Origin of the sequence: Streptomyces eurythermus (assembly GCF_014649115.1) — a bacterium.
GTDB classification, from domain to species: Bacteria; Actinomycetota; Actinomycetes; order Streptomycetales; family Streptomycetaceae; genus Streptomyces; species Streptomyces eurythermus.
Genome location: NZ_BMSK01000001.1, coordinates 15,908 through 42,250, shown reverse-complemented (window position 1 = coordinate 42,250; position 26,343 = coordinate 15,908). Strand labels below are relative to the sequence as shown.

At 71.2% G+C, this 26,343-nt stretch carries 26 protein-coding genes and 4 tRNA genes; 8 read left to right on the top strand and 22 right to left on the bottom strand.

Annotated elements, in window-relative coordinates:
* Positions 1-45 precede the first annotated feature (45 nt).
* The 10 genes from rpoB to IE251_RS00185 all read right to left on the bottom strand — a co-directional run bounded on the left by rpoB (position 46) and on the right by IE251_RS00185 (position 10,595).
* Entirely contained in the window at positions 46-3,531 is a 3,486-nt protein-coding gene (rpoB, locus tag IE251_RS00230; RefSeq protein ID WP_030778446.1) for a DNA-directed RNA polymerase subunit beta, read from the bottom strand.
* Between the two features lie 548 nt (positions 3,532-4,079).
* The gene (gene rplL, locus IE251_RS00225) at positions 4,080-4,466 is read right to left on the bottom strand and encodes a 50S ribosomal protein L7/L12 (protein ID WP_030601294.1); all 387 of its coding nucleotides are present in this window, start codon (positions 4,464-4,466) and stop codon (positions 4,080-4,082) included.
* 111 nt (positions 4,467-4,577) lie between these two features.
* Positions 4,578-5,108 carry a 50S ribosomal protein L10 gene (gene rplJ / locus IE251_RS00220; RefSeq protein ID WP_030601305.1) on the bottom strand — a complete coding sequence of 177 codons (531 nt, stop codon included), beginning with the start codon at positions 5,106-5,108 and terminating at the stop codon, positions 4,578-4,580.
* 1,088 nt (positions 5,109-6,196) lie between these two features.
* A complete protein-coding gene (locus IE251_RS00215) occupies positions 6,197-7,129 on the bottom strand; it encodes an SCO4651 family lipoprotein (RefSeq protein ID WP_189750892.1) in 933 nt (310 codons plus the stop codon).
* A gap of 166 nt (positions 7,130-7,295) precedes the next feature.
* Positions 7,296-8,021: a 50S ribosomal protein L1 gene (rplA, locus tag IE251_RS00210; protein WP_189750891.1), complete on the bottom strand. Its 726-nt coding sequence runs from the start codon at positions 8,019-8,021 to the stop codon at positions 7,296-7,298.
* A gap of 109 nt (positions 8,022-8,130) precedes the next feature.
* Positions 8,131-8,565, bottom strand: coding sequence for a 50S ribosomal protein L11 (rplK, locus tag IE251_RS00205; protein ID WP_030601313.1), 435 nt, complete (start codon positions 8,563-8,565; stop codon positions 8,131-8,133).
* Positions 8,566-8,696: 131 nt separating this feature from the next.
* The gene (locus tag IE251_RS00200; RefSeq protein ID WP_189750890.1) at positions 8,697-9,146 is read right to left on the bottom strand and encodes a hypothetical protein; all 450 of its coding nucleotides are present in this window, start codon (positions 9,144-9,146) and stop codon (positions 8,697-8,699) included.
* 26 nt (positions 9,147-9,172) lie between these two features.
* Positions 9,173-10,051, bottom strand: coding sequence for a transcription termination/antitermination protein NusG (nusG, locus tag IE251_RS00195; RefSeq protein WP_189750889.1), 879 nt, complete (start codon positions 10,049-10,051; stop codon positions 9,173-9,175).
* A gap of 80 nt (positions 10,052-10,131) precedes the next feature.
* Positions 10,132-10,416, bottom strand: coding sequence for a preprotein translocase subunit SecE (gene secE / locus IE251_RS00190; RefSeq protein WP_030601348.1), 285 nt, complete (start codon positions 10,414-10,416; stop codon positions 10,132-10,134).
* 106 nt (positions 10,417-10,522) lie between these two features.
* Positions 10,523-10,595: transfer RNA gene (locus IE251_RS00185), tRNA-Trp, on the bottom strand.
* 261 nt (positions 10,596-10,856) lie between these two features.
* On the opposite strand from IE251_RS00185, the gene IE251_RS00180 reads away from it, so the two are divergent.
* Both IE251_RS00180 and IE251_RS00175 read left to right on the top strand, forming a co-directional pair.
* On the top strand, positions 10,857-12,083 hold the full coding sequence (locus IE251_RS00180) for a pyridoxal phosphate-dependent aminotransferase (protein WP_189750888.1): 1,227 nt from the start codon (positions 10,857-10,859) through the stop codon (positions 12,081-12,083).
* 127 nt (positions 12,084-12,210) lie between these two features.
* Entirely contained in the window at positions 12,211-13,251 is a 1,041-nt protein-coding gene (locus IE251_RS00175; RefSeq protein WP_189750887.1) for an adenosine deaminase, read from the top strand.
* A 22-nt stretch (positions 13,252-13,273) separates the two neighbouring features.
* Here IE251_RS00175 and IE251_RS00170 read toward each other — a convergent pair whose 3' ends face one another.
* Positions 13,274-13,897, bottom strand: a complete 624-nt coding sequence (locus IE251_RS00170; protein ID WP_189750886.1) for a TetR/AcrR family transcriptional regulator — start codon at positions 13,895-13,897, stop codon at positions 13,274-13,276.
* Between the two features lie 112 nt (positions 13,898-14,009).
* Here IE251_RS00170 and IE251_RS00165 point away from each other — a divergent pair, with 112 nt between their 5' ends.
* A complete protein-coding gene (locus tag IE251_RS00165) occupies positions 14,010-14,642 on the top strand; it encodes an NAD(P)-dependent oxidoreductase (RefSeq protein ID WP_189750885.1) in 633 nt (210 codons plus the stop codon).
* 31 nt (positions 14,643-14,673) lie between these two features.
* Here the strand turns inward: IE251_RS00165 and IE251_RS00160 are convergent, their stop codons facing one another.
* From IE251_RS00160 to IE251_RS00135, 6 genes are all read right to left on the bottom strand, one after another.
* The gene (locus tag IE251_RS00160; RefSeq protein WP_189750884.1) at positions 14,674-15,729 is read right to left on the bottom strand and encodes a UDP-N-acetylmuramate dehydrogenase; all 1,056 of its coding nucleotides are present in this window, start codon (positions 15,727-15,729) and stop codon (positions 14,674-14,676) included.
* Positions 15,730-15,871: 142 nt separating this feature from the next.
* Positions 15,872-16,300: a MaoC family dehydratase gene (locus IE251_RS00155; RefSeq protein WP_030778424.1), complete on the bottom strand. Its 429-nt coding sequence runs from the start codon at positions 16,298-16,300 to the stop codon at positions 15,872-15,874.
* 7 nt (positions 16,301-16,307) lie between these two features.
* Positions 16,308-16,760: a MaoC family dehydratase N-terminal domain-containing protein gene (locus IE251_RS00150; protein ID WP_030601369.1), complete on the bottom strand. Its 453-nt coding sequence runs from the start codon at positions 16,758-16,760 to the stop codon at positions 16,308-16,310.
* Positions 16,761-16,920: 160 nt separating this feature from the next.
* Entirely contained in the window at positions 16,921-17,085 is a 165-nt protein-coding gene (gene rpmG, locus IE251_RS00145) for a 50S ribosomal protein L33 (RefSeq protein ID WP_003948671.1), read from the bottom strand.
* A gap of 90 nt (positions 17,086-17,175) precedes the next feature.
* A tRNA-Met gene (locus tag IE251_RS00140) sits at positions 17,176-17,248 on the bottom strand.
* A gap of 46 nt (positions 17,249-17,294) precedes the next feature.
* Positions 17,295-17,367 (bottom strand) — tRNA-Thr (locus tag IE251_RS00135).
* A gap of 244 nt (positions 17,368-17,611) precedes the next feature.
* Between IE251_RS00135 and IE251_RS00130 the strand changes: the two genes are divergently transcribed.
* Both IE251_RS00130 and IE251_RS00125 read left to right on the top strand, forming a co-directional pair.
* Positions 17,612-18,886 carry an amidohydrolase family protein gene (locus tag IE251_RS00130; protein ID WP_189750883.1) on the top strand — a complete coding sequence of 425 codons (1,275 nt, stop codon included), beginning with the start codon at positions 17,612-17,614 and terminating at the stop codon, positions 18,884-18,886.
* A 108-nt stretch (positions 18,887-18,994) separates the two neighbouring features.
* The gene (locus tag IE251_RS00125; RefSeq protein ID WP_189750882.1) at positions 18,995-19,651 is read left to right on the top strand and encodes an SDR family oxidoreductase; all 657 of its coding nucleotides are present in this window, start codon (positions 18,995-18,997) and stop codon (positions 19,649-19,651) included.
* A gap of 6 nt (positions 19,652-19,657) precedes the next feature.
* Here the strand turns inward: IE251_RS00125 and IE251_RS00120 are convergent, their stop codons facing one another.
* From IE251_RS00120 to IE251_RS00110, 3 genes are all read right to left on the bottom strand, one after another.
* A complete protein-coding gene (locus tag IE251_RS00120; RefSeq protein ID WP_189750881.1) occupies positions 19,658-19,870 on the bottom strand; it encodes a hypothetical protein in 213 nt (70 codons plus the stop codon).
* Positions 19,871-19,948: 78 nt separating this feature from the next.
* Positions 19,949-20,173 (bottom strand): hypothetical protein, encoded by a 225-nt coding sequence (locus tag IE251_RS00115; protein WP_030641125.1) that lies wholly within the window; start codon positions 20,171-20,173, stop codon positions 19,949-19,951.
* An 88-nt stretch (positions 20,174-20,261) separates the two neighbouring features.
* Entirely contained in the window at positions 20,262-20,987 is a 726-nt protein-coding gene (locus IE251_RS00110; protein WP_189750880.1) for a class I SAM-dependent methyltransferase, read from the bottom strand.
* A gap of 92 nt (positions 20,988-21,079) precedes the next feature.
* Between IE251_RS00110 and IE251_RS00105 the strand changes: the two genes are divergently transcribed.
* Positions 21,080-23,698, top strand: coding sequence for a SpoIIE family protein phosphatase (locus tag IE251_RS00105; RefSeq protein ID WP_189750879.1), 2,619 nt, complete (start codon positions 21,080-21,082; stop codon positions 23,696-23,698).
* A 68-nt stretch (positions 23,699-23,766) separates the two neighbouring features.
* Here IE251_RS00105 and IE251_RS00100 read toward each other — a convergent pair.
* A tRNA-Tyr gene (locus IE251_RS00100) sits at positions 23,767-23,848 on the bottom strand.
* A 226-nt stretch (positions 23,849-24,074) separates the two neighbouring features.
* Between IE251_RS00100 and IE251_RS00095 the strand changes: the two genes are divergently transcribed.
* Complete coding sequence (locus IE251_RS00095; RefSeq protein ID WP_189750878.1) at positions 24,075-24,566, top strand: YajQ family cyclic di-GMP-binding protein; 492 nt, start codon at positions 24,075-24,077, stop codon at positions 24,564-24,566.
* A gap of 98 nt (positions 24,567-24,664) precedes the next feature.
* Here the strand turns inward: IE251_RS00095 and IE251_RS00090 are convergent, their stop codons facing one another.
* A complete protein-coding gene (locus IE251_RS00090; protein ID WP_189750877.1) occupies positions 24,665-24,931 on the bottom strand; it encodes a GlsB/YeaQ/YmgE family stress response membrane protein in 267 nt (88 codons plus the stop codon).
* A gap of 157 nt (positions 24,932-25,088) precedes the next feature.
* On the opposite strand from IE251_RS00090, the gene IE251_RS00085 reads away from it, so the two are divergent.
* Positions 25,089-26,342 (top strand): APC family permease, encoded by a 1,254-nt coding sequence (locus IE251_RS00085; RefSeq protein ID WP_189750876.1) that lies wholly within the window; start codon positions 25,089-25,091, stop codon positions 26,340-26,342.
* Position 26,343 lies beyond the last annotated feature (1 nt).

Here is a 26,343-nt window from a genome sequence, read left to right as displayed (position 1 = left end):
GGTCGGCGGGGCCCCTGGTCGGTCAGGGGGCCCGCCGGACTCCCGTCAGACCTCTTCGACGCTGCTCGGCTCGCGCCGGGACAGGTCGATACCGAGCTCCTCCGCAGCGCGGAAGACGTCCTCGTCGGTGTCGCGCATCTCGATGGACATACCGTCGCTGGACAGCACCTCCACGTTCAGGCAGAGCGACTGCATCTCCTTGATGAGCACCTTGAAGGACTCGGGGATGCCGGGCTCGGGGATGTTCTCGCCCTTGACGATGGCCTCGTAGACCTTCACGCGGCCGGTGACGTCGTCGGACTTGATGGTCAGCAGCTCCTGCAGCGCGTAAGCGGCGCCGTAGGCCTCGAGTGCCCACACCTCCATCTCACCGAACCGCTGGCCACCGAACTGGGCCTTACCACCCAGCGGCTGCTGGGTGATCATCGAGTACGGGCCGGTCGAACGGGCGTGCAGCTTGTCGTCGACCAGGTGGTGCAGCTTCAGGATGTACATGTAGCCGACCGAGATCGGGTCCGGGAACGGCTCACCGCTACGGCCGTCGAACAGCCGCGCCTTGCCGGACGGGAGCACCATGCGCTCGCCGTCGCGGTTCGGGATGGTGTGCTGCAGCAGACCCGCCAGCTCGTCCTCGCGGGCACCGTCGAAGACCGGGGTGGCGACGTTGGTGCGCGGGGCGACCTTGTCGGCACCGATGGCCTGCAGGCGCTGCGCCCACTCGTCCGCGAGGCCGGAGACGTCCCAGCCGCGGCTGGCGAGCCAGCCGAGGTGGATCTCCAGGACCTGTCCCGGGTTCATTCGGGACGGCACACCCAGCGGGTTGAGGATGATGTCGACCGGGGTGCCGTCCTCCAGGAACGGCATGTCCTCGATCGGCAGGATCTTGGAGATGACACCCTTGTTGCCGTGACGGCCGGCGAGCTTGTCACCGTCGGTGATCTTGCGCTTCTGCGCGACGTAGACGCGGACCAGCTGGTTCACGCCCGGCGGCAGCTCGTCGCCCTCCTCGCGGTCGAAGACGCGCACGCCGATGACCTTGCCGGTCTCACCGTGCGGCACCTTCAGCGAGGTGTCACGGACCTCACGGGCCTTCTCACCGAAGATCGCGCGCAGCAGGCGCTCCTCGGGGGTCAGCTCGGTCTCACCCTTCGGGGTGACCTTGCCGACGAGGATGTCACCGGCGATGACCTCGGCACCGATGCGGATGATGCCGCGCTCGTCGAGGTCGGCGAGGACCTCCTCGGAGACGTTCGGGATGTCCCGGGTGATCTCCTCGGGGCCCAGCTTGGTGTCACGGGCGTCGACCTCGTGCTCCTCGATGTGGATCGAGGAGAGGACGTCGTCCTGCACGAGGCGCTGCGACAGGATGATCGCGTCCTCGTAGTTGTGACCCTCCCACGGCATGAACGCCACGAGCAGGTTCTTGCCGAGGGCCATCTCGCCGTTCTGGGTGGCCGGGCCGTCGGCGAGGACCTGGCCCTCGATGACGCGGTCGCCCTCGTTGACGATGACCTTCTGGTTGACCGAGGTGCCCTGGTTGGAGCGGGCGAACTTGGCCAGGCGGTACGTGATGTACGTGCCGTCGTCGTTGGCGGTGGTGATGTAGTCCGCGGAGACCTCCTGGACCACACCGGCCTTCTCGGCCTTGACGACGTCGCCGGCGTCGACGGCGGAGCGGTACTCCATGCCGGTACCGACGAGCGGGGCCTCCGACTTAATCAGCGGAACGGCCTGGCGCATCATGTTCGCGCCCATGAGGGCACGGTTGGCGTCGTCGTGCTCGAGGAAGGGGATCATGGCGGTCGCGACCGACACCATCTGGCGCGGCGAGACGTCCATGTAGTCCACGTCCTCGGGGCCGACGTAGTCGACCTCGCCGCCACGGCGGCGGACCAGGACGCGGCTCTCCTCGAAGCGGAGGTCGCTGGTCAGCGGCGCGTTGGCCTGCGCGATGACGAAGCGGTCCTCCTCGTCGGCGGTCAGGTAGTCGACCTCGTCGGTGACCTGGCCGTCGATGACCTTGCGGTACGGGGTCTCGACGAAACCGAACGCGTTGACCCGGCCGTAGGAGGCGAGCGAGCCGATCAGACCGATGTTCGGGCCTTCGGGCGTCTCGATCGGGCACATGCGGCCGTAGTGCGAGGGGTGCACGTCACGGACCTCGAAGCCGGCCCGCTCACGGGACAGACCACCGGGGCCGAGCGCCGACAGACGGCGCTTGTGCGTCAGCCCGGACAGGGGGTTGTTCTGGTCCATGAACTGCGACAGCTGGCTGGTGCCGAAGAACTCCTTGATGGAGGCGACGACCGGCCGGATGTTGATCAGGGTCTGCGGCGTGATCGCCTCGACGTCCTGGGTCGTCATGCGCTCGCGCACGACGCGCTCCATACGGGCCAGACCCGTGCGGACCTGGTTCTGGATCAGCTCGCCGACGCTGCGCAGGCGGCGGTTGCCGAAGTGGTCGATGTCGTCGGTCTCGACGACGACCGTCTCGCCGTTGTCACCGGTCGTCTCGGTCTCGCCGGCGTGCAGCTTCACCAGGTACTTGATCGTCGCGATGATGTCCTCGACGGTCAGGATGCCCGCGTCCAGCGGGGTGTCCGTACCCAGCTTCTTGTTGACCTTGTAGCGGCCGACCTTGGCGAGGTCGTAGCGCTTGGGGTTGAAGTAGAGGTTCTCCAGCAGCGTCTGCGCGGCCTCGCGCGTGGGGGGCTCGCCCGGGCGCAGCTTGCGGTAGATGTCGAGCAGCGCGTCGTCCTGGCCCTGGGTGTGGTCCTTCTCCAGGGTGGCGCGCATCGACTCGTAGTCGCCGAACTCCTCAAGGATCTGCTCGGTGGTCCAGCCGAGCGCCTTCAGCAGCACGGTGACCGACTGCTTGCGCTTGCGGTCGATGCGGACACCGACCATGTCGCGCTTGTCGATCTCCATCTCCAGCCAGGCACCCCGGGACGGGATGATCTTGGCGGAGAAGATGTCCTTGTCGGACGTCTTGTCGATGCTGGAGTCGAAGTAGACACCGGGGGAACGGACCAGCTGCGACACCACGACACGCTCGGTGCCGTTGATGACGAAAGTGCCCTTGTTCGTCATGAGCGGGAAGTCGCCCATGAAGACCGTCTGGGACTTGATCTCACCGGTCTCGTTGTTGGTGAACTCGGCGGTGACGAAGAGCGGGGCGGCGTACGTGAAGTCGCGCTCCTTGCACTCGTCGATGGAGTTCTTCGGCGGCTCGAAGCGGTGGTCCCGGAACGTCAGCGACATCGACCCGGAGAAGTCCTCGATCGGGGAGATCTCCTCGAAGATCTCCTCCAGACCGGACTTGGTGGGGACGTCCTGACCGTTCTCCAGAGCCTCCTCGACCCGAGTCTGCCAGGCGGTGTTGCCGAGCAGCCAGTCAAAGCTCTCGGTCTGCAGCGCGAGCAGGTTCGGAACCTCGAGGGGCTCCTTGATCTTTGCAAAGGAGATGCGCAGCGGGGCGGTGCTGGCGCCGTTGTTCGTATTCGCGGTCGAGGCAGTGCGCGAGGCGGCCAAGAGGGGGTCCTTCCGAGGGCTCGGACTCACTACGCGCGTACCGGTCCCTCTCCTGTACACAGGGACGGAAACCCCAGGTCGGGGGGCATCGGTCGACTGTGCTCAAGTGAGGGCAGACCCCTGGTGACGGGCAGGGGACAGCTAACAGGCAGCGCAAAGGGTCAGTGTAGCCACTTGGCACACTGATGTCCAGCGCGGGTTTTCGAAGACCCTCGTTGTGCTCAACGCCTCTCTCAACGCCCTCGGCATCCTGCCCTCAACGCACGTTGATACTGCCCTCTTCGTCGTCGATCCATGCCTCGGATTCGGATCCTTGTGACGACGCGTCCTGAGAATTGCGCGCTGCGTGCGGTTCGTCAAGGGTTCCTTGCCGGAACCGGGGCGTCCGGAGACACGACGAAGATCACCTTACCCCGCACGAACACAGGTGCAAGGCAGCCCTCGCCAGGCTCCGGGGAACGCCGAAGGGCGACCACCCAGATGGATGATCGCCCTTCGGTGCGTTCGCGTTACAGCCCTAGCGGGCCGCTGTGGCGCTCGCGAGGGTCTTACTTGACCTCGACGGAGGCACCGGCGCCCTTGAGGGCCTCGGCGGCCTTGTCAGCGGCCTCCTTGTTGACCTTCTCGAGGACCGGCTTCGGGGTGCCGTCGACGAGGTCCTTGGCCTCCTTCAGACCCAGGGAGGTCAGCTCACGCACGACCTTGATGACCTGGATCTTCTTGTCGCCGGCGCCGGTGAGGATGACGTCGAACTCGTCCTTCTCCTCCTCGGCCTCGGCGGCGGCACCACCGGCGGCACCGCCGGCCACGACGACCGGGGCGGCAGCGGCAGCGGTGACGTCGAACTTCTCCTCGAACGCCTTCACGAACTCGGAGAGCTGGATCAGGGTCATGCCCTCGAACTCGGCGAGCAGTTCGTCCTGGGTGAGAGCCATGATGGCTTTCCTTCCACTAAATCGGCTGGTGCCGGATGTACATGAATGGCGGGCGTACGTTCGGCCCGCTACGACCGCTGCCTGACGGCTGCGGTCATGATGCGAGCCGAATTACTCGGCACCGCCCTGCTCGGCCTGCTTGGCGCGCAGCGCGTCCACGGTGCGGACGAGCTTCGACGGCAGCGCCTGGAAGACGGAGGCAGCCTGGGACTGCTTCGCCTTGAAGGCACCGGCCAGCTTGCTGAGCAGAACCTCGCGGGACTCGAGGTCCGCAAGCTTCTTGATCTCGTCGGCGGACAGCGCCTTGCCGTCAAGGACACCGCCCTTGATGACGAGATTCGGGTTCTCCTTGGCGAAGTCACGCAGACCCTTCGCCGACTCCACCGGGTCACCGGTGACGAAGGCGACGGCCGTCGGGCCAGCGAAGAGCTGGTCCTCCAGCGTGATCCCGGCCTCCTTGGCCGCAATCTTGGTCAGCGTGTTCTTCACCACGGCGTACTGGGCGTTCTCACCGAGCGACCGGCGCAGCGTCTTGAGCTGCGCCACGGTGAGACCGCGGTACTCGGTCAGCACGGCGGCGTTGGAGCTGCGGAACTTGTCCGTCAGCTCCGCAACCGCGGCAGCCTTGTCGGGCCTCGCCATAGAGCCTCGGCCTCCTTCCGGGTGATTCGGACCGCGCGGACCCGAAGGAGGACTGGGAAAAAGAAACGCCCCGGCGCAGGCGCACGGGGCGGACTCGACCGGCCTTGCACACGCTCGGCGCGTGCACTCCGGGAGTACTTCCACAGTCACCTGCGCGGGTCGCCCACTTTTCAGCGGATCCTTCGGCCACCGCACCCTCACACGAGCGCACGGCAACGACCAGCGGTCTTTGGCTTCTCCCAGAGAGTACGGGACCGTCTCCCCACAGAGCAAATCGGACCGTTTACGGCTGGGATGTGGTGGGGATAGGGCGACGGCCCGACGGCACACCGGAGCCGCGACGCGAGCGGGGGCCGGCCGGGAGCGGCGGCGGAGAGGGCAGGGCACGCAGACAGAGGCCGGACGGAGTCGGGCCCGTGCCGGAAGGCGGCCCGTACCGCGGTGATCCGGCGCATGGCGGAGGCCCGGACAGAGACGCCACCCGGGCCGCTTCCTGCGGTACGGCGGCGGGTCCTCACGCGGCGCGAGACGAAACCGGCCGGGCCCCGGGGAGGCAGCCGCGGTACTACGGCGAACCGGGCCCGGGAGGCGGCCGGTGCTGCGGCGAGCCGTGGCGCCGACGGGGACGCCGACCGGGCCGGGGCCGGCGGGGCGGCAGCGGGGCCGCACGCAGCGCGAGACGAAACCGGCCGGGCCCCGGGGAGGCAGCCGCGGTACTACGGCGAACCGGGCCCGGGAAGCGGCCGGTGATGCGGCGAGCCGACACACGGCCGAGGCACCGGGCGGGGACACCGACCGGGCCGGGGCCCGCGGGGCGGCAGCGGGGCCGCGCAGGCGCCTTCACGGTGCGGGGGACACGCCACGCGAGCGGGAGTCGGCCTTGGGGTCCGGGACGGGCTGGGGGCTCCCCTGGCGCTCCAGGCGGGGCCGTGGGCCGTAGCCGACGCCGGGGCGGGCCCGGCTACAGGCCCCGGCCCGGGCCCCGACCCGCAAGAGCCTCTTGCAGGCTGGGCCGGGTCCCCCGAGCCTGCCGCGCGGGGCGCTGTGCGGCCGGGAGCGGGCTCAGGGGGCCGGAGGCGTCGGCCGGGTCAGGAGGCGGTGCCCGTGCCCGTGCCGCCCGTGGCCATGCCGCCGGACTTCATCATCTCCCCGAAGTCCTTGGTGTCGTCGGCCGGCGGGGCCTCGGCGCTGACCTTCACGCCGTAGTCCGAGTAGAACGTCGTGTTGTTCAGGGTGCCGTTGGCGGTGGTGGCCTTCTCGGTCTTCTTGATCAGGAGGTCCTGGTCGTCGACCCAGATGTCGATGGTCTCGGTGGTGACGCCGGCCTGGCTGAGCTGCTTCTTCAGGGCCGCCATCTGGTCGGCGTCGAGGTTGCTGGTCTTGTCGGCGAGGGTGGCGACGTCGACCTTGCCGGAGTAGTGCGTGGTCTGGACGCCGGAGACCTTCTCCTCGCCGACCTTCTTCACGTCACCGGAGGCCAGCAGCATCTTCACGGACTGGTTCGGCGTGGCGTTCTGGAGCTGGTCCTTCATGTACGACCCGGACGCGCCGCCGAGCTTGGCGAGGTCGTCGTAGGAGTACTTGATCCAGTGCTTGCCGCCGCCCGCCTGCTGGGCGTACGTCTCGCTCATGTGCGCGTAGTAGGCGTCCGGCAGATACCGGGCCTCCATCGACTGGGTGCCGGCCTTCTTCATCAGCTCGGCCATCTGGCCGCCGGTGTACGTGATGGTCAGGTTGCCCTTGAGACCGTCGTTCCAGGTGAGGGCGCCGTTGGCGGTCATCGACATGATGTCGCCGAGGGACGTCGTGGAGCGCACCTTCGCCGAGTCGGCCTGGTCGGTGGACTTCTCCACGGACCGCAGCGCGGCGATCGGGCTGAGGTGTATCGCGCCCTTGCCGGCCGCCTTGTCACCGCCCTTGTCACCCTTGTCCGAGTCGGAGGAACCGCAGGCGGCAACTCCGGTCAGCGCGGCCACCACCGCGATGGAAAGGGTCGCCCGGCGCATGGTCGTGCTCTTCATCTGCTCCCACCCCTGTTGAGTGTCCTGTGCCTGCACCGTAGCCCAGGCCACTGACAGTCGTTCGAAAGGACGTACACAGAAAGGACGGGCCCGGAACCGGAGAGGTTCCAGGGCCCGCCCTTTTTGTTTACGCGTCCCTGACGCGGCTACCGCGCTGAGCCGGGGCTCAGACGGCGGCCGGGTCCTCCTCGACGAGGAGGTTGCGGGTGCGGTTCGGGTCGACCGGAATGCCGGGGCCCATCGTGGTGGTGATGGCGGCCTTCTTGATGTAGCGACCCTTGGCGGCGGACGGCTTCAGACGGAGGATCTCCTCCAGCGCGGCGCCGTAGTTCTCCACCAGCTTGTCGTCTTCGAAGGACGCCTTGCCGATGATGAAGTGCAGGTTCGAGTGCTTGTCGACGCGGAACTCGATCTTGCCGCCCTTGATGTCGGTGACGGCCTTGGCGACGTCGGGGGTGACGGTGCCGGTCTTCGGGTTCGGCATCAGACCACGCGGGCCGAGGACGCGGCCGAGGCGGCCGACCTTGCCCATGAGGTCCGGGGTGGCGACGACGGCGTCGAAGTCCAGACGGCCCTTCGCCACCTCGTCGATCAGCTCGTCGGCACCGACGATGTCGGCGCCCGCGGCACGCGCGGCCTCGGCACGGTCGCCGGTCGCGAAGACCAGGACCCGGGCGGTCTTACCGGTGCCGTGCGGAAGGTTCACGGTGCCACGGACCATCTGGTCGGCCTTGCGCGGGTCGACACCCAGACGGAAGGCGACCTCGACGGTGGCGTCGAACTTGGTCGTGGAGGTCTCCTTGGCGAGACGGACGGCCTCGAGCGGGGCGTACAGCTTCTCCCGGTCGACCTTGGCGTCCGCAGCGCGGAGAGCCTTGCTGCGCTTGCTCACAACTTGCTCCTGTGTGTTCTGAAAGGAGTCGTGGTCCCTGGGCCGAGCAGGCCCTGCCACGTGCGGCCGCGGAATGCGGGCAGCCGCATGACTGCTACGAAGGTGGGGTTCAGCCCTCGACCGTGACGCCCATGGAACGCGCGGTACCGGCGATGATCTTCGCGGCGGCGTCCAGGTCGTTCGCGTTCAGGTCGGGCATCTTGGTCTGGGCGATCTCGCGGACCTGCGCCTGGGTGATCTTGGCGACCTTGGTCTTGTGCGGCTCGCCGGAGCCCTTCTCGATGCCCGCGGCCTTGAGGATCATCTTCGCGGCCGGCGGCGTCTTGGTGACGAAGGTGAAGGAACGGTCCTCGTAGACCGTGATCTCCACCGGGATGACCCAACCGCGCTGCGACTCGGTCGCGGCGTTGTAGGCCTTGCAGAACTCCATGATGTTGACGCCGTGCTGGCCCAGCGCCGGGCCGACCGGCGGGGCCGGGTTGGCGGCGCCGGCCTGGATCTGGAGCTTGATGAGCCCCGTGACCTTCTTCTTCTTGGGAGGCATGCTCTCTCCGGGTCCTTACTGAGAGGTTGATGGCCGTCTGCGACTGTCGGATCCATGCCGTTGCACGTTCCCGCAGATGGCATACCGCACAACGATAGCCGCTTTCCCCACGAGTCAAGAAATCCCCCAGGTCAGGGGTCCTGTACGGGTTCTTCGGGGCGCCGGTCGCGCAGCACGTGCACGGCCGCGGCGAGCAGTGCGAGCAGGCTCGCGCCCACGGGCACGGCGAGCAGCGCGGCGACCGTCCCGCGCCCGGTGTCGGCGGCGAGCGCCACCCGCTCCGGCTCGCCGGGCGCGGCGCGCACGGACACCGTGTCGCCCTCGGCGTGGCCCCGCGCGCGCGTGCCGACCGGCAGGCCGGCCGTCACCCGTTCGCCCGCGAGGGAGTACGTCACCGTGCAGCGGCCGAGGAGGCAGGCCCCGTCGTGGAAGGTGGCCGCGACCGGCTCGGCGCCGCGCAGTCCGGTGCGCTGCCAGGCCGCCGGGACGCAGACGGCGTACAGCAGGGCCAGCGGCACCAGCACGGCCACGACGACGAGGACGGGCCGGACACGGCGGAAGCGCCCCGGGCCGGTGTTCACCGGCGGGGCGCTTCCGGGGTGTGTGCTCAGTTCTTCTGGATCTGGTCGAAGGACAGCTCGACCGGGGTCTCCCGGCCGAAGATCTCGACCAGGCCCTTGACCTTCTTGGAGTCGGGGTTGATCTCGTTGATGGTCGCCTGGAGCGTGGCGAACGGGCCGTCGGTGACGGTGACCGAGTCGCCGACCTCGAAGTCCAGCACCTGGACCTCGACCTTGCGCTGCGGGGCGGGCTTGCCCTCGGCCTCGGCGGCCTCGCGGGCGGCCTTCTCCTCGGCCTCCGGGGCGAGCATCTTGACGATCTCGTCCAGGGTCAGCGGGTAGGGGTCGTAGGCGTTGCCGACGAAGCCGGTGACACCCGGGGTGTTGCGGACGACGCCCCAGGACTCGTTGGTCAGGTCCATGCGGACCAGGACGTAGCCCGGCAGCTTGTTCTGCTTGATCGTCTTGCGGTCGCCGTTCTTGATCTGGACGACCTCTTCCTGCGGCACCTCGGCCTGGAAGATGTAGTCCTCGACGTTCAGCGAGACGGCGCGCTGCTCCAGGTTGGTCTTCACGCGGTTCTCGTAACCGGCGTAGGTGTGGATGACGTACCACTCGCCGGGCAGGGTGCGCAGTTCCTCGCGCAGGGCCTCGACCGGGTCGACCGGGGCGGCGGGCTCCGCCTCGGCGGTCTCCTCGTCGGCTTCCTCGGCGGCCTCGTCGCCCTCGTCCTCGGAGTCGTCCTCGTCCTCGGCGTCCTCGGCGTGCACGGCGGCCTCCTCGGCCGGCTCCCCCGCCTCGGCCTCGGCAGCCTCGAACTCGTCCTGGTCGTCCGCGCCCTCGACGATGTCGAGCTCGTCGTCCACCGTCTCGGCAGCCACCCCGCGGGGCTCAGTGGCGTCGTCGTTCAGGTTCGGGTCAGACACGATGGCTGCTTCTTCCTGGATACATAGGGGTGGAACATGCGAAAAGGGGCGCCGGTACCACGGCGCCCTTCGCTTTTGGCTCAGCCGAAGACGTACTTGGCCGCGTGGTCGAGCCCATAGTCAATCACGGTCACCAGAGCGATCATGATGACGACGAAGAAGATCACCACGGTGGTGTACGAAGTCAGCTGATTGCGCGTCGGCCAGACGACCTTGCGGAGCTCCGCGATGATCTGGCGGTAGAAGGTGGCGAGGCGCTTCAGCGGGCCCTTCTTGGCGCGCTTACCGCCCTTGCGGGCCTTCTTGGACTCGGGCACCTCGTCCTGGGCATCAGGCGTGTCGATGGAGCCTACGGCGTCCGTCATAGTCCTCACCTGATCCCGGGTCGTGGCCGTGCCGCGCCCGGTTTCTGAGCCGCACGGCGGTGCATTGCTGTACGTACATGCGCACACATCCTGGCGGTGTGTGTAGCAGGGCCGGAGGGACTTGAACCCCCAACCGCCGGTTTTGGAGACCGGTGCTCTACCAATTGAGCTACGACCCTTTGTGTGTCCCCCAACGTACCGCATCCGACCGGGTGCCCGTTGTGCACCTGCTCGGTGGCGGCCGTCGAGAGGCCAACGAGGTGAGAGTGTACGTGCTCCGGGGCCCGGCGTCGAACAGAAAGTGCTCGTCGGGATCCCCGAAGGGAAGATCGTCCTGGCCGGGGGCCGGATTCGGACCCCTGTTCACCCCTCGGCCACCGGCTGCCCAGTCTGTGAAACCCGTGTGCCGGGGACATTTCCGGTCTGGAACGATGGGCCGCATGAGCGCTGCAATCCCTCCCACCGAGCGCCGGGTCTCCGCCCGAGTCGGCGCGATCTCCGAGTCCGCCACCCTCGCCGTGGACGCCAAGGCCAAGGCCCTGAAGGCCGCCGGGCGTCCGGTGATCGGCTTCGGCGCCGGTGAGCCCGACTTCCCGACCCCGGACTACATCGTCGAGGCGGCCGTCGAGGCCTGCAAGAACCCCAAGTTCCACCGCTACACCCCGGCCGGCGGCCTGCCCGAGCTGAAGGCCGCGCTGGCCGCCAAGACGCTGCGCGACTCCGGCTGGGAGCCCGACGTCTCCCAGATCCTGGTCACCAACGGCGGCAAGCAGGCCATCTACGAGGCCTTCGCCGCGATCCTCGACCCGGGCGACGAGGTCATCGTCCCGGCGCCGTACTGGACGACGTACCCGGAGTCCATCCGTCTGGCCGGCGGTGTCCCGGTGGAGGTCGTCGCGGACGAGACCACCGGCTACCGGGTCTCGGTGGAGCAGCTGGAGGCGGCGCGCACGGAGCGGACGAAGGTCGTCCTCTTCGTCTCCCCGTCCAACCCGACCGGTGCGGTGTACTCCGAGGCCGAGACCGAGGCGATCGGCCGCTGGGCCCTCGAGCACGGCCTGTGGGTGCTCACCGACGAGATCTACGAGCACCTGGTCTACGGCGACGCCGCCGCGGTGTCCCTGCCGGCGCTGCTGCCCGAGCTGCGCGACAAGTGCGTCGTGGTCAACGGCGTGGCGAAGACGTACGCCATGACCGGCTGGCGCGTGGGCTGGGTCATCGGCCCGAAGGACGTCGTCAAGGCCGCGACGAACCTCCAGTCGCACGCCACCTCCAACGTCTCCAACGTGGCCCAGGCGGCCGCCCTGGCCGCCGTCTCGGGTGACCTGGAGGCCGTGGCGAAGATGCGCGAGGCGTTCGACCGGCGCCGTAAGACCATCGTGCGGATGCTCAACGAGATCGACGGCGTGGTCTGCCCGGAGCCCGAGGGCGCGTTCTACGCCTACCCCTCGGTCAAGGCGCTGCTCGGCAAGGAGATCCGCGGCAAGCGCCCACAGGACACCGTCGAGCTGGCCGCGCTGATCCTGGAGGAGGCCGAGGTCGCGGTCGTCCCGGGCGAGGCGTTCGGCACGCCGGGCTACCTGCGGCTGTCGTACGCGCTCGGCGACGAGGACCTCGTCGAGGGCGTGAGCCGCATCCAGAAGCTGCTGGCGGAGGCTCGGGACTAGTTCCCGGCCGCCACGCGCGCGTGCGGGCCGTCTCCCCCCGGGGAGACGGCCCGTTCGTGTGTACGGGCAAGCCCACCTACGGTGAAACGGCTACCGGGAAGGCGGTGACGTACGGCAGGATCTGGGAATGGAGCGTGTACGTGATCTCTCTGAGCTGCCGAAAGCCCATCTGCACCTGCACTTCACCGGGTCGATGCGACCAGGGACCGTGCTGGAGCTGGCCGACAAGTACGGCGTACGGCTGCCCGACACGCTGCGGGACTCCCTCGTCAGCGGGGACCCGCCCCGGCTGCGCGCCACGGACGAGCGGGGCTGGTTCCGTTTCCAGCGGCTGTACGACGCGGCCCGCTCCTGCCTGCGCACCCCGGAGGACATCCAGCGCCTGGTCCGGGAAGCCGCGCAGGAGGACCTGAAGGACGGCTCGGGCTGGCTGGAGATCCAGGTGGACCCGACGTCGTACGCGCCCCGGCTTGGCGGTCTGATCCCGGCGCTGGAGGTCATCCTGGACGCGGTCGACACGGCCTCCCGGGACACCGGCCTCGGCATGCGCGTCCTGGTCGCGGCGAACCGCATGAAGCACCCGCTGGACGCGCGCACGCTGGCCCGGCTGGCGGTGCGCTACGCGGACCGGGGCGTGGTCGGCTTCGGGCTCTCCAACGACGAGCGGCGGGGCCTGGCGCGGGACTTCGACCGGGCCTTCCACATCGCCCGCGAGGCGGGTCTGCTGTCGGCCCCGCACGGCGGCGAGCTGGCCGGCCCGGCGTCGGTCCGGGACTGCCTGGACGACCTGCACGCCTCCCGGATCGGGCACGGGGTGCGGGCCGCGGAGGACCCGCGGCTGCTGAAGCGGCTGGCCGACCGGGGCGTGACCTGCGAGGTGTGCCCGGCCTCGAACGTGGCGCTCGGCGTGTACGAGAAGCCGCAGGACGTCCCGCTGCGCACCCTGTTCGAGGCGGGCGTGCCGATGGCGCTGGGCGCGGACGACCCGCTGCTGTTCGGCTCGCGGCTGGCCGCGCAGTACGAGATCGCCCGGCACGCCCACGGCTTCTCGGACGCGGAGCTCGCGGAACTGGCCCGGCAGTCGGTGCGGGGCTCGGCCGCGCCCGAGGAGGTCAAGGCGCGGCTGCTGGCGGGCGTGGACGACTGGCTGGCCCGTCCGGCCGGCTAGACCGCCCGGCGGGGCCCCGGGGTCATCCGGCGGGCTGGTGCGGGGACTGGATGCCGCCGAGGAGGGTCCGGGCGAGGCGGGCGGCGAACTCGTCCACCGGGGGCCGCCGCCCGGTCTCGGTGGCGTCGTAGGCGAAGGCCCGCTGGGCGCAGGCGCCCATGAGGAGTGAGGCGGCGGCGTAGGTGTCGGCGTCGGCGCGGACCCGGCCGGCCGCCTGTTCGGCGCGGAGGTAGGCGTCCACGCCCTGGATGGGCATGTGCGGGCCGGAGCCGAGGGCGCGCAGGGTGTCGTCGTGGCGCCGTTTGAGCTGCGTCTCGGCGTACAGGGAGGCGGCGATCGGGAAGCTCTGCTCGTAGAAGAGCGCGGCCTGGCGGGCGATCTCGGTGAGGTTCTCCTCCAGGGTGGCCCGTCCCGGTGCGGCGGAGAGGCTGTCGAGCAGCGGGGTGAGCCGGGGCAGCCGCTCGGTGAGGACCCGCACGAACAGCTCTTCCTTGCTGTCGAAGTACTTGTAGAGGGCCGCTTCGGAGCAGCCGGCCGCGCGGGCGATCTCCTTGGTGGTGGCGCGGGCGAGTCCGACGGTGAGCATCAGCTCGTGGGCGGCCTCCAGGATGCGCACGCGCGCGGGCTTCGTCTCCACGGGCTCCATGGAACTCCTAATCGGCCTTGACGCATCAGTAAGTGATTACTCACTCTAGGAGGCACGTAGGTGAGTGAGCACTCACTCACTCGGATGCGCAGGGGAATCGGGGAAGACCACCATGAAGCTCACTGTTTTCGGCGCCACCGGAGGGACCGGCCGTGAACTGGTCCGCCAGGCCCTGGACGCCGGTCACGACGTCACGGCGGTCGTGCGGGACCCCGCCCGGCTCCCGGTGTCCGGGGACCGCCTGGAGGTCGTCCGCAGCGGCCTGGAGGACCCGGAGGAGCTGCGCGCCGCCGTCCGGGGCCGCTACGCCGTCCTGTCCGGCCTGGGGCCGCGCGGCCGCAAGGCCGACGGGGTGACCGCCCGGCTGACCCGTGCGATCACCGGCGCCATGGAGGCGGAGGGGGTGCGCCGGCTGCTGGTGGTCAGCGCCAGCCCGGTCGGCCCGGCCCCCGAGGGCGACGGCCCCCTGGACCGCGCGGTGCGGGGCATCGTGTCGGCGGTCCTGAAGGACGTCTACGCCGATCTGCGCGAGATGGAGGCCGGTCTGGCCCGCAGCGACACCGACTGGACGTGCGTACGGCCCCCGCGCCTCCAGGACAAGCCGCTCACCGGCCGCTACCGCACGGTCGTCGGCGGCACCCCGGCCAGGGGCCGCTTCCTCGCGCGCGCGGACGTCGCGCACGCGATGCTGTCGATGATCGACGCCAGGGAGACCGTGCGGCAGGGCGTGGGAGTGGCCTACTGAGCCGGTACGGCGGCTCTCGCGGGACCCGTCCCTACAGGCTGACGCCGACGGTCACCGGCTCGTTGACGAGCGTGACGCCGAAGGCCGCGCGGACCCCGTCGACCACCTCGCGGGCCAGGGCGAGCAGGTCCTCCGTGGTGGCCTCGCCCCGGTTGGTCAGGGCGAGGGTGTGCTTGGTGGAGATGCGGGCGGGGCCGGTGCCGTAGCCCTTGGTGAAGCCCGCCTTGTCGATCAGCCAGGCCGCGGACGTCTTCGTACGGCCCTCCCCCGCCGGGTAGGCGGGCGGTTCGGCGCCCTCGCCCAGCCGCTCGCGCACGCGCGCGTGGAAGGCGGCGAACTGTTCGTCGGTGAGGATCGGGTTGGTGAAGAAGGAACCGGCGGACCAGGTGTCGTGGTCCTCGGGGTCCAGCACCATGCCCTTCCCGGCGCGCAGCCTCAGCACGGTCTCGCGGGCGTCGGCGAGCGGCACCCGGTCGCCGGTCGCCACGCCGAGCGCGCGGGCGGTCTCGGCGTACTTCAGCGGCGCGGACAGCCCGTCCGCGTCCTCCAGTTCGAAACGGACCCGGAGCACGACATAGCGGTCCGGGTCGGCCTTGAAGCGGCTGTGGCGGTACGAGAAGGCGCACTCCTCGTTCGTCAGGGTGACGGTCCGGCCGGCCCGGCGGTCGTACGCGATCACCTCCGTGATCGTCGAGGAGACCTCCTGGCCGTAGGCGCCCACGTTCTGGATCGGCGTGGCGCCCGCGGAGCCGGGGATGCCGGCCAGGCACTCGATCCCGGCGAGCCCGGCCTCCACGGTGCGGGCGACGGCGTCGCTCCACACCTCGCCGGCCGCCAGCTCCAGCGTGTTGCCGCGCAGTTCGAACCCGCGCGTGGCGATGCGCAGCGCGGTGCCGTCGAATCCCTTGTCGCCGATGACGAGGTTCGAGCCGCCGCCGATGACCAGCAGCGGCGTTCCGCTGTCGTCGGCCTCGCGTACGGCGGCGATCACCTCGGCGTCGGTGCCGGCCGTGACCAGCCGGGTCGCGGGGCCGCCCAGCCGGAAGGTGGTCAGCGGGGCAAGGGGGGCGTCGTGGAGTACCTGCACGGGGCCAAGCGTACGAGACGTCACCGAGGGGGCCGGGCAGGCGGGGAGCACCCGCCTGCGGGAACGCCGGGCACCGGCAGAACAGGCAACGCGTAAGGGGCGTCCTCAAGGGAGGGCGCCCCTTACATCGGCTCCGGCTCGGTCAGGCCAGGCGGACGACCGCCCGGGACATGCCCAGCACCTTCTGGCCGGCGCTCGTCGCCGTCAGGTCCACGCGGACGGTGTGGTCGTCCAGCTTGGCCGCGACCTTGCCGCTGACCTCGATCAGGGCGCCCTGGTCGTCGTTCGGGACGACGACGGGCCGGGTGAAGCGGACGCCGTACTCCACGACCGCGCCCGGGTCCCCGGTCCAGTCCGTGACCACGCGGATCGCCTCGGCCATGGTGAACATGCCGTGCGCGATGACGTCCGGCAGGCCCACCTCCTTGGCGAACTTCTCGTTCCAGTGGATCGGGTTGAAGTCCCCGGAGGCACCGGCGTAGCGCACCAGCGTGGCGCGCGTCACCGGGAAGCTCCGCGCCGGCAGCTCGGTGCCGACCTCGACCTCGTCGTACGCGATCTTCGCCGTCATCGGATCCTCACGCCTCCTCGGCCGCGCGGGCCACGAGCTTGGTCCAGGCGGTCACGACGAGCTCGCCGGACTCGTCGTGGACCTCACCGCGGATGTCCAGGATGTCGTTGCCCGCGAGGGACTTGATCGCCTCGATGGTGGAGGTGACCGTGAGCCGGTCGCCGGCGCGCACCGGGCGGGCGTAGGCGAACTTCTGGTCGCCGTGCACCACGCGGCTGTAGTCCAGGCCGAGCTGCGGGTCCTGGACGACCTGTCCGGCGGCCCGGAAAGTGATGGAGAACACGAAGGTCGGCGGGGCGATCACATCGGGGTAGCCGAATTCCTTGGCGGCCTCGGGATCGGTGTACACCGGGTTGGTCTCGCCCACCGCCTCGGCGAACTCGCGGATCTTCTCCCGGCCCACCTCATAGGGCGCGGTGGGCGGGTAGGTCCGTCCCACGAAGGACTGGTCGAGCGCCATGGCCCGGCACCTCCTGATCTCTGCTGTGATGGCCCCAAATTAGCCGGAAACCGGTCACGGAATGCGCGGGGGGCCGGTGGCGGCCTCGATACGGGACGGACCGCGGAAACGCCGTGAGGCCGCCCCCTCGGAAGGGGACGGCCTCACGGACGAGCCTGATTTATCGCGTTTCGCGGTGCGCGGTGTGCGCGTTGCAACGCGGGCAGTGCTTCTTCATCTCAAGACGGTCCGGGTTGTTACGCCGGTTCTTCTTGGTGATGTAGTTCCGCTCCTTGCACTCCACGCAGGCCAGCGTGATCTTCGGGCGGACGTCGGTGGCAGCCACGTGAGTGCTCCTAAGACGAACGGATGGACTGGTTCAACGCAAGAAAGAGTAGCCGATCGAAGGACCGACCCCGCAATCGGCTACTGTCAGTAGCGGTGACCGGACTTGAACCGGTGACACAGCGATTATGAGCCGCTTGCTCTACCGACTGAGCTACACCGCTTTGATGAGATCAGCTCCCGTCTCGCGACGGGAACCTCTCACACCAGAGCCCCAAAACGGAATCGAACCGTTGACCTTCTCCTTACCATGGAGACGCTCTGCCGACTGAGCTATTGGGGCGAGCGATGAAGACATTACACGGTCCGCCGCCGTTCACCCAAATCCGTATCCCGCCGCCCCACCGGGAGCCCTCCGCGAGGTGCCGGGAGAGGGCGGACCACGCCGGTACGACTATTGCGCTCCTGCGGGATCCGCGCGGCTCACGACCCTAGGCTCGACTCGCCCTGCGTGATCTTGGGGCGACCCACGCGCCCCTGCCTCACGCCGGCCCACCCGAGCCCCTCCCGCCCGACCCTGGAGCGCGATGCCCGACAGCCAGCCGCAGCCGCAACCGCCGTCGAACCCGCCGCGCCCGCCGGGGCCCCCGGGACCGTCCGGCCCGGCCGCCCTGCTGCTGTGCGGGGCGCGGCTGACCGACGGCCGGACCGTGGACGTACGGCTCGGCGGCGGGCGCATCGAGGCGGTGGGCACGGCCGGCAGCCTCGCGCCCGGCCCGGCCCGCACGGGCCCCACCCGCGTGGACCTGAGCGGCTATCTGCTGCTGCCGGCCCCGGTCGAACCCCACGCGCACGGGGACACCGCGCTGTCCGCCGAGCACCCGGGGCCGGTGTCGTACGCCCCCGAGGACGTCCAGCGCCGGGCGACCCAGGCGGCGCTGCTGCACCTCGGGCTCGGCGCGACGGCGGTGCGCGCGCACGTGCGCGTGGGCGACGTCCGGGGGCTCGGCGCGCTCGGCGCGGTGCTGCGGGCCCGGCGGTCGCTGCGGGGGCTGGCGGAACTGACCACGGTGGCGATGCCCCGGCTGCTGACCGGGGTGGCTGGGGCCGACGGGCTGGCGATGCTGCGGGACGCGGTGAGGATGGGCGCCTCGGTGGTGGGCGGCTGCCCGGACCTCGACCCGGATCCCGCCGGCTACGTGGAGGCGGTCCTGGAGGTGGCCTCCGAACACGGCTGCCCGGTGGACCTGCACACCGACGCCGCCGACCCGGCCCGGCTGGCCCGGCTCGCGGCCATGGCCGGGGGCCTGCGCCCCGGCGTGACGATCGGACCGTGCGCCGGTCTCGCGCGCCTGCCCGCCCAGCTCGCCTCGCGGGCCGCCGACCAACTCGCGGCGGCCGGCGTGACGGTGGTCTGCCTGCCCCAGGGCGGCTGCGGCGGCGCGTCCCGGCGCGGCACGGCACCGGTACGGCTGCTGCGCGCGGCCGGGGTACGGGTGACGGCCGGCGGCGGGGCGCTGCGCGATGTCTCCAACCCCGTGGGCCGCGGCGACCCGTTGGAGGCGGCGTACCTCCTCGCGTCCGTCCACGGACTGCGTCCCGAGGACGCCTACGACGCGGTGTCCGTCTCGGCCCGTGCGGCGCTGGGCCTGCCGGAGGTGCGGGTGGAGGCGGGCTTCCCGGCCGAGTTGCTGGCCGTACGCGGCGACCGGCTGGCCGGGGCGCTCTCCCTGGCCTACAGCAGGATCGTGGTGCACCGGGGCCGCGTGGTGGCCCGTACGAGCGCGGTACGCGAGTACTGCCACGCGACGGGCACGGGGGAGCCGGGGCTGCCCCGGCAGGGCCGCGGAGAGCTGTCCTGAGGGGGCGCCGGGCGGGCCCGGCGGGGGTGCACGCGCGCGTGGCCGCGCCGGTGTCACGCCGGCCGACTCGTGCGGCGGGTGCGGCCCTTCGGGCGTACGGTCGGAATCATGCGCATTGTCATCGCTGGTGGTCATGGTCAGATCGCGTTGCGGCTGGAGCGCCTGCTCTCCGCGCGCGGTGACGAGGTCGCGGGGATCATCCGCAGCCTGGAACAGGGCGACGACCTGCGGGCGGCCGGCGCCGAACCGGTCCTGCTCGACCTGGAGTCGGCCCTGGTGGAAGAGGTCGCGGCGCATCTGCAGGGCGCGGACGCGGCGGTCTTCGCGGCGGGCGCGGGCCCGGGCAGCGGCGCGGCCCGCAAGGACACGGTGGACAGGGGCGCGGCGGTGCTGTTCGCGGACGCGGCCGTACGCGCGCGCGTGCGGCGCTTCCTGGTGGTGTCCGCGATGGGCGCGGATCCCGCGCACCAGGGGGACGAGGTCTTCGACGCGTATCTGCGCGCCAAGGGCGAGGCCGACGCGTACGTCACCCAGCAGGAGGCGCTGGACTGGACGATCCTGCGCCCCGGCGCGCTGACGGACGAGCCGGGCACCGGGCTGGTCCGCATGGAGGCGCACACCGGGCGCGGCTCCATCCCCCGGGACGATGTCGCTGCCGTCCTCGCGGAACTGGTGGACACGCCCGCGACGGCCGGTCTCACGCTGGAGCTGATCAGCGGTTCCACGCCGGTGTCGGTCGCGGTCAAGTCGGTGGCCGGGAACTGAGCGGACTCAGAACAGGGGCAGCTGACCGGGAAACTCCGGCAGGACGTAGCCGTCCAAGGAGGGCTGGGCGGCGCCGAGTTGCGCGTGCCGCCGGGATCCGGCGCAGGAGACGAGGTCGCCGTTCGCCCGCGTCCCGGGCGGGTCGTGGCGCGCGAAGCGGCCTGCCACGACGGCGATGTCGCGGTGGCACACGGGACAGGTTCTGCGTCGGGAGGACATACCGCCAGTGTGCCCGCCGGCGTGCCGGGACATCGACCGGCCGTCAGATGCGCGTACGGGGGCGGGTGATGGCAGTGGTCAGGTCCGGGTCTCCGCCTCCCACCGGTCGGGGCCCACTCCGCGCCAGTCGATCAGCGGGGAGTCGGCGACCTCCTCCGGTTCGATCTCCAGCCCCGCCCGGCGCAGGAACTCCACGAGGTCCCGCACGTTGTGCGCGAGTCCGAGGATCTCGCCGTCGACCCGCACCCGGCGGCCGCCGGTCGGGGACGGCAGGTGCACGATGATGGGGCGTTTCCCGGCCATGGCTCCAGCATCGTCCGCACCGCCCGGTCCCGCACCCGGGCCGCCCGTCCGGCCGGCCGGGACCGCGGTCGTGGGAGCGTTCCGGAGTTCACGGCCGGCGGGCCACGAAGACGAACTCCCGTCCCGGTCGGTCGGGGGCGTCACGGACCTCCTCCACCACGTAGCCGTGCGCGAGCAGGTCCCGCTCGATCTCGGCGCGCTCCCGGAAGCGCAGCGTGGAGTCGGAGGTGAGCACCTGTCCGTCCGCCGCGAAGGCGTAGCTCTGGCGGAAGGTCACCAGCGGGCCGCTCACCTCGGTCAGCTCGACCCAGTACTCGACCGTTCCGGCGCCGGGGACCTCCGTCACGGAGTACGACTGCTCACGGGTCCACTCCGCCCAGCCGCGCCGGGCCGGATCACGGGTCTCGAAGACCAGCCGTCCGCCGGGCCGCAGCGCTTCCCGGGCTCCCCGCAGCGTCTCCCGCCACGCGTGCGGATCGACGATGGCCTGGGCGACGTTCCCCGTCATCGTCGCCAGGTCCGCCCGGAGCGGTGGAAGGCCGGTCGCGTCGCCGTGGATCCAGCGGACGCGCTCACCACCCGGTCCGGCGCGGGCGATGTCCAGGGATGCCCGGGCGGGGTCGGCGCCGACGACCTCGATCCCGCGGCCGGCCAGGAGGAGGGCGAACACCCCGGTCCCGCAGCCGATGTCCAGCACGCGGCGCGCCCCGAACTCCTCCGCCATGCCCAGATACGCGTCGAGGTCCGCCCGGTCGGAGTGGAGCGGGTCGTAGACCGCGGCGAGACGGGGATGCGTGAAGCAGTCGTCGGCCATGCGGGCGAACGTACGCGGCGCCGGGCGCGGCGGGCGACGGGTTTTCCCGGGCGGGCGGAATTCAGGTGCGGGGTTCTGGGCACCCAGCCGGTATGGGCAGCCCGATTCCTCCGGGAGCGTCGGCACGGCGCCTGGCTCCGGTGCCGGAGAACGTCGTGGCGGCCCGGAGGTTCGTACGGTCGGTGCTGGACGGTCTGGTGCCGGACGTGGTGGACACCGCCGAGCTGCTGACCGGCGAGCTGGTGACCAACGCGGTCGTCCACGCGCGCACCGGGATCGAGGTCGAGGCCTGGACCGTCGAGGGCCAGGCCCATGTGCGGGTCAGCGATCACCGCCCGGACTACGGGCTGGTACCGCACGTCCGCCATCTGTACGCCTGCACCGGCAGGGGCCTGGGCCTGGTCGAGGAGCTGGCCACCAGCCATGGCGTCCACAGCGGGGAGGACCGCAAGACGGTCTGGTTCGAGGTGTGGCCCGAGGCGCCGGCGCCGCCGCAGTCCGCGTGGGAGACCGTGGCGCCGCCCGGCCGGACCGTCACCGTGACGCTGAACGACGTTCCGTACGCCCTCTACTGGGCGGCCCAGCAGCAGTGGGAGGGCATGCTGCGCGAACTGCTCCTCGCCCGCTCAGGCCCCTCCTGGACCGGGGTGTCCCCCGAGGAGCACGCCGTCGCCCAGGACACGAGCAGCATGATCTGCGCGTCCATGACGGCGGCGGTGGAGCAGGAGACCCCCGACAGTTCGACGCTCTCCCTGCGAGTGGCGTTCGCGGCGGACGCGGCGCCCCGCATCGCGACGCTGCGCCGGGTCCTCGACGCCGCCGACACCGCGGCACAGCAGGAGAGCCTGCTGGCCCTGCCGCCCCTGCCGCACATCCGGGCCTTCCGGCACTGGCTGCTCGACCAGATCACCGGTCAGCTGCTCGGCGGACAGCCCACCTCCTGGACGCAGGTCACCGGCGCCCCGGGCGCCAATCCGACGGATCTGGCGCCCTGGGACGCGAGCGAGGTGGAGGCCGCCCTCGTGCCGACCGTCGCGGCCGACGACACCAACCGGATCGTCGCCGTGAACGACGCCGCGTCGAGCCTGCTGGGCTGGGCGGCGCACGATCTCGTCGGCCGGCCGCTGACCGCGCTCATGCCCGAACACCTCCGCCGACGCCATGTGGCGGCCTTCACCTCGCTGCTGCTCACCGGCGAGTCCCGCATCCTGGGCCGCCCGATCCCGGTTCCCGCGCTGCACCGGGACGGCCGGGTGGTCCCGATCCGCCTCACCATCCAGACGCAGGAGGCGATCGACGGGCGGACCGTGTTCGTCGCCCAGCTCACCACGACGACGGCTCCCCCCGCCCCGCCGGACGCCCCCGGGGACGTCCGCCACGCCACCCGGCCGGTGCCGGGCCCGGTGCATCTGCCGACCACCACCAAGAAGACGAAGACGCTGAGCACCGAGACGGCGGCGCCGGAGTGGCTGTCCCTGTTCGCCGACACCGGCATGGCGCTGACCAGCACCCTCGATCCGGAGGAGCGGCTACGACGGGTGTGCCATGTCCTGACCCGGAACCTGGCCGACTGGTGCGTGGCGGACCTGGTCGACGAGCAGGGGCGGCTGGAGCGGGTCTGTGTCGTGCACCGCGACCCCCATGTGCCGGTGTCCGAGGCCCACCTTGGCACGCTCCCGCCGGCGTCCAGGGGCACGCAGAGCTCGCTGCTCAGGGTGGTCCGCGGCGCCGGCCCGCTGCTGGTCACCGACATCGCCCCGCCCGATGACCCGCAGAGCCCCTTGGACGCCCGGCAATGGGACCTCGTGCGGCAACTGGGCGCGAGCAGCGCGGTCGTCGCTCCGCTGCGGGCCGAGAGCGCGGTGTTCGGGGCCCTGACCATGGTCCGTACCGATGCCGGGCGCCCGTTCGCCAAGGAGGACGTTCCGTTGATCGCGGAGCTGGTCCGCGCCGTCGCGCTCGGGGTGGACAACGCCCGTCTGCACCAGCACGCCCGCTCCAACGCCGAACACCTCCAGCGCGCGCTGCTGCCCGAACTGCCCCGCGCCGACCGGCTGGAGCTGGCCGCCCGCTATGTGCCGTCCAGCACCACCGCCGAGGTCGGCGGCGACTGGTACGACGCCTTCACGCTGCCGGGCGGTGACATCGTGCTGGTCATCGGGGACGTGTCCGGTCATGACCTCCAGGCCGCGGTCGCCATGAGCACCCTGCGCAACATGCTGCGCGGTATCGCCGTCGACCGGCAGGAACCGCCCGAGGAAGTCCTGCGCCGCCTGGACCTGGCGAGCCAGACCCTGAACCCGCAATTCACCGCGACCTGCGTGTACGGCCTGGTCAAGAGCGACGCCCGCACGACGTACCTGCACTACTCCTCGGCCGGCCACCTGCCGCCCCTGCTGACCACCGAGGAGGGCGGGACGCGGTACCTGGACGCGGGCCGGGGCCTGCTGATCGGGATGGACCCGCAGCTGCCCCGCCGGTCCGCCTGGGAGCTGCTGCCGCCCCACTCCACGCTGCTGTTCTTCACGGACGGCCTCATCGAGCGCCGCGGCGAGTCGCTGGACGAGGCCATGGGCACGCTCCGCCGGTCCACCGCCGCCCTGGCCCGGGCCCCGCTGGACGTCTTCTGCGACGAGCTGGTCCTCCGGTTCGGCCGCGACACCACCGACGACATCGCCCTGCTCGCCCTGCGCCCCGGCCCACTGGCCTGACCCGCGTACGCATACGACGAGAGCCCCGTGATCTGCGTATCGCAGATCACGGGGCTCTCGTTCCCGTGTGGCGGCGCCAGGATTCGAACCTGGGAAGGCTGAGCCGGCAGATTTACAGTCTGCTCCCTTTGGCCGCTCGGGCACACCGCCGGGTATCGCTGCCGTTCGAACCCCGCTTTCGGCGGTGTTCCCCGGCAACGACGTAAACAATACCCGATGCACGGGGGTGCTTCGCCACCCGGTTGATCTCCGCATCTGGGGGCGCGGGGTGGCTAGGCTGGTGCGGATGCGGCCCGGTGCTCCACCGGGCCCGGCGGTCGCCGCCGCGCGCCGGCACCCACCCCGTACACACCCCGATACCAAGGAGCCACAGGACATGGCCGACTCCAGTTTCGACATCGTCTCGAAGGTCGAGCGGCAGGAGGTCGACAACGCCCTCAACCAGACCGCCAAGGAGATCTCACAGCGCTACGACTTCAAGGGCGTGGGGGCTTCGATCAAGTGGTCCGGTGAAGACAAGATCCTTATGGAGGCGAACTCCGAGGACCGGGTGAAGGCCGTCCTCGACGTCTTCGAGTCCAAGCTCATCAAGCGGGGCATCTCGCTGAAGGCGCTGGAGGCGGGCGAGCCTCAGCTCTCCGGCAAGGAGTACAAGCTCTTCGCCTCGATCCAGGAGGGCATCTCCCAGGAGAACGCCAAGAAGGTGGCGAAGATCATCCGTGATGAGGGCCCCAAGGGCGTCAAGGCGCAGGTCCAGGGTGACGAGCTGCGCGTCAGCTCCAAGAGCCGCGACGACCTCCAGACCGTGATCGCCCTCCTGAAGGGCAAGGACTTCGACTTCGCGCTGCAGTTCGTGAACTACCGCTAGGCGCACGGAACACGGAAAGGGCGGGTGCCGTGGGGCACCCGCCCTTTCCGTACCGCCCGGACCGTCTCCGGCCGCGCTCGGCCGCGTCAGCCGCCGAATCAGTCCCGTGAGTTGCCGAACAGGATGCGGTAGAGGATCAGCAGCACCAGGGAGCCGCCGATGGCCGCCGCCCAGGTCGCGCCGTCGTAGAAGTGCTTGCTGACCGGGTGGTCCAGCCAGCGCGCGGAGATCCAGCCGCCGAGGAACGCGCCCGCGATGCCGATGAGGGTCGTGCCGATGAAGCCGCCGGGGTCGCGGCCCGGCAGCAGGAGCTTGGCGATGGCTCCGGCCAGCAGTCCCAGGATGATCCAGCTGATGATGCCCATGCCGTGAACCTGCCCTCCCGCGCCGTGTCCGCGCCGTCCGTGCCCCGGTTTTCCGCCGTGGGCCCGGTGCCCGGCACGTGCGCGTGTTCGTGCCGTGTCGAGAAGGAAGACGCCGGCGGGCCGTCCACCGGTTGCCGCGCTCAGTAGGGTGCGGCGCATGACACGTACGGATGCCGGTCTGCGCCGCGGTCTGGGCCTGCGGGACGCCGTGGTCGTGGGCCTGGGGGCGATGGTCGGCGCCGGGGTGTTCGCCGCGCCGGGCCCCGCCGCGCGGGCGGCCGGGTCCGGGCTGCTCCAAGGGCTCGCCCTCGCCGCCGTGGTGGCCTACTGCAACGCGCTGTCCTCCGCCCGGCTGGCCGCCCGCTATCCGGCCTCCGGCGGCACCTACGTGTACGGCAGGGAGCGGCTGGGCGCCTTCTGGGGGTATCTGGCCGGCTGGGCCTTCGTCGTCGGCAAGACGGCCTCCTGCGCGGCCATGGCGCTCACCGTGGGCACGTACGTGTGGCCGGGGCAGGCGCACGCGGTGGCGGTCGCCGCCGTGCTGGCGCTGACCGCCGTGAACTACGGCGGGATCCAGAAGTCGGCGTGGCTGACGCGGGGCATCGTGGCCGTCGTCCTGGCCGTGCTCGCCGCCGTGGTCGTGGTGTGCCTGGCCTCGGGCCGGGTGGACGCCGGGCGGCTGGGCGGCGACCCGCCGGCGGGCCCGGGCGGGGTGCTCCAGGCGGCCGGGCTGCTGTTCTTCGCGTTCGCCGGGTACGCGCGGATCGCCACCCTCGGGGAGGAGGTGCGCGACCCGGCGCGCACGATCCCGAGGGCCGTTCCGCTGGCGCTGGGGATCGCCCTGGTGGTGTACGCGGCCGTGGCCGCCTCGGTGCTCGGCGTGCTCGGCGCGGACCGGCTCGGGCACGCGGCGGCGCCGCTGGCCGACGCGGTGCGGGCGGCCGGGGCGCCGGGTCTGGTGCCCGTGGTGCGGGCGGGGGCGGCGGTGGCGGCGCTGGGCTCGCTGCTGGCGCTGATCCTCGGCGTGTCCCGTACGACGCTCGCCATGGCCCGCGACGGGCATCTGCCGGGCGCGCTGGCGGCCGTGCACCCGCGGTTCCGGGTGCCGCACCGGGCGGAGGCGGCGGTGGGCGCGGTGGTCGCCGTGCTGGCCGCGACGGTGGACGTGCGCGGCGCGATCGGTTTCTCGTCCTTCGGCGTGCTCGCCTACTACGCCGTCGCCAACGCCTCGGCCTGGACGCTGAGCGCGGCCCCGCGCGCCCGTGTGGTGCCCGCGGTGGGCCTGCTGGGCTGCGCCGCGCTGGCGTCGGCGCTGCCGCCGGTCTCGGTGGCCGCCGGCGCGGGCGTGCTCGCGCTGGGCGTGGCGGTCTACGGCGTACGGCGGTGGCGGGCGGGCCGGCGCGGGACCTGAG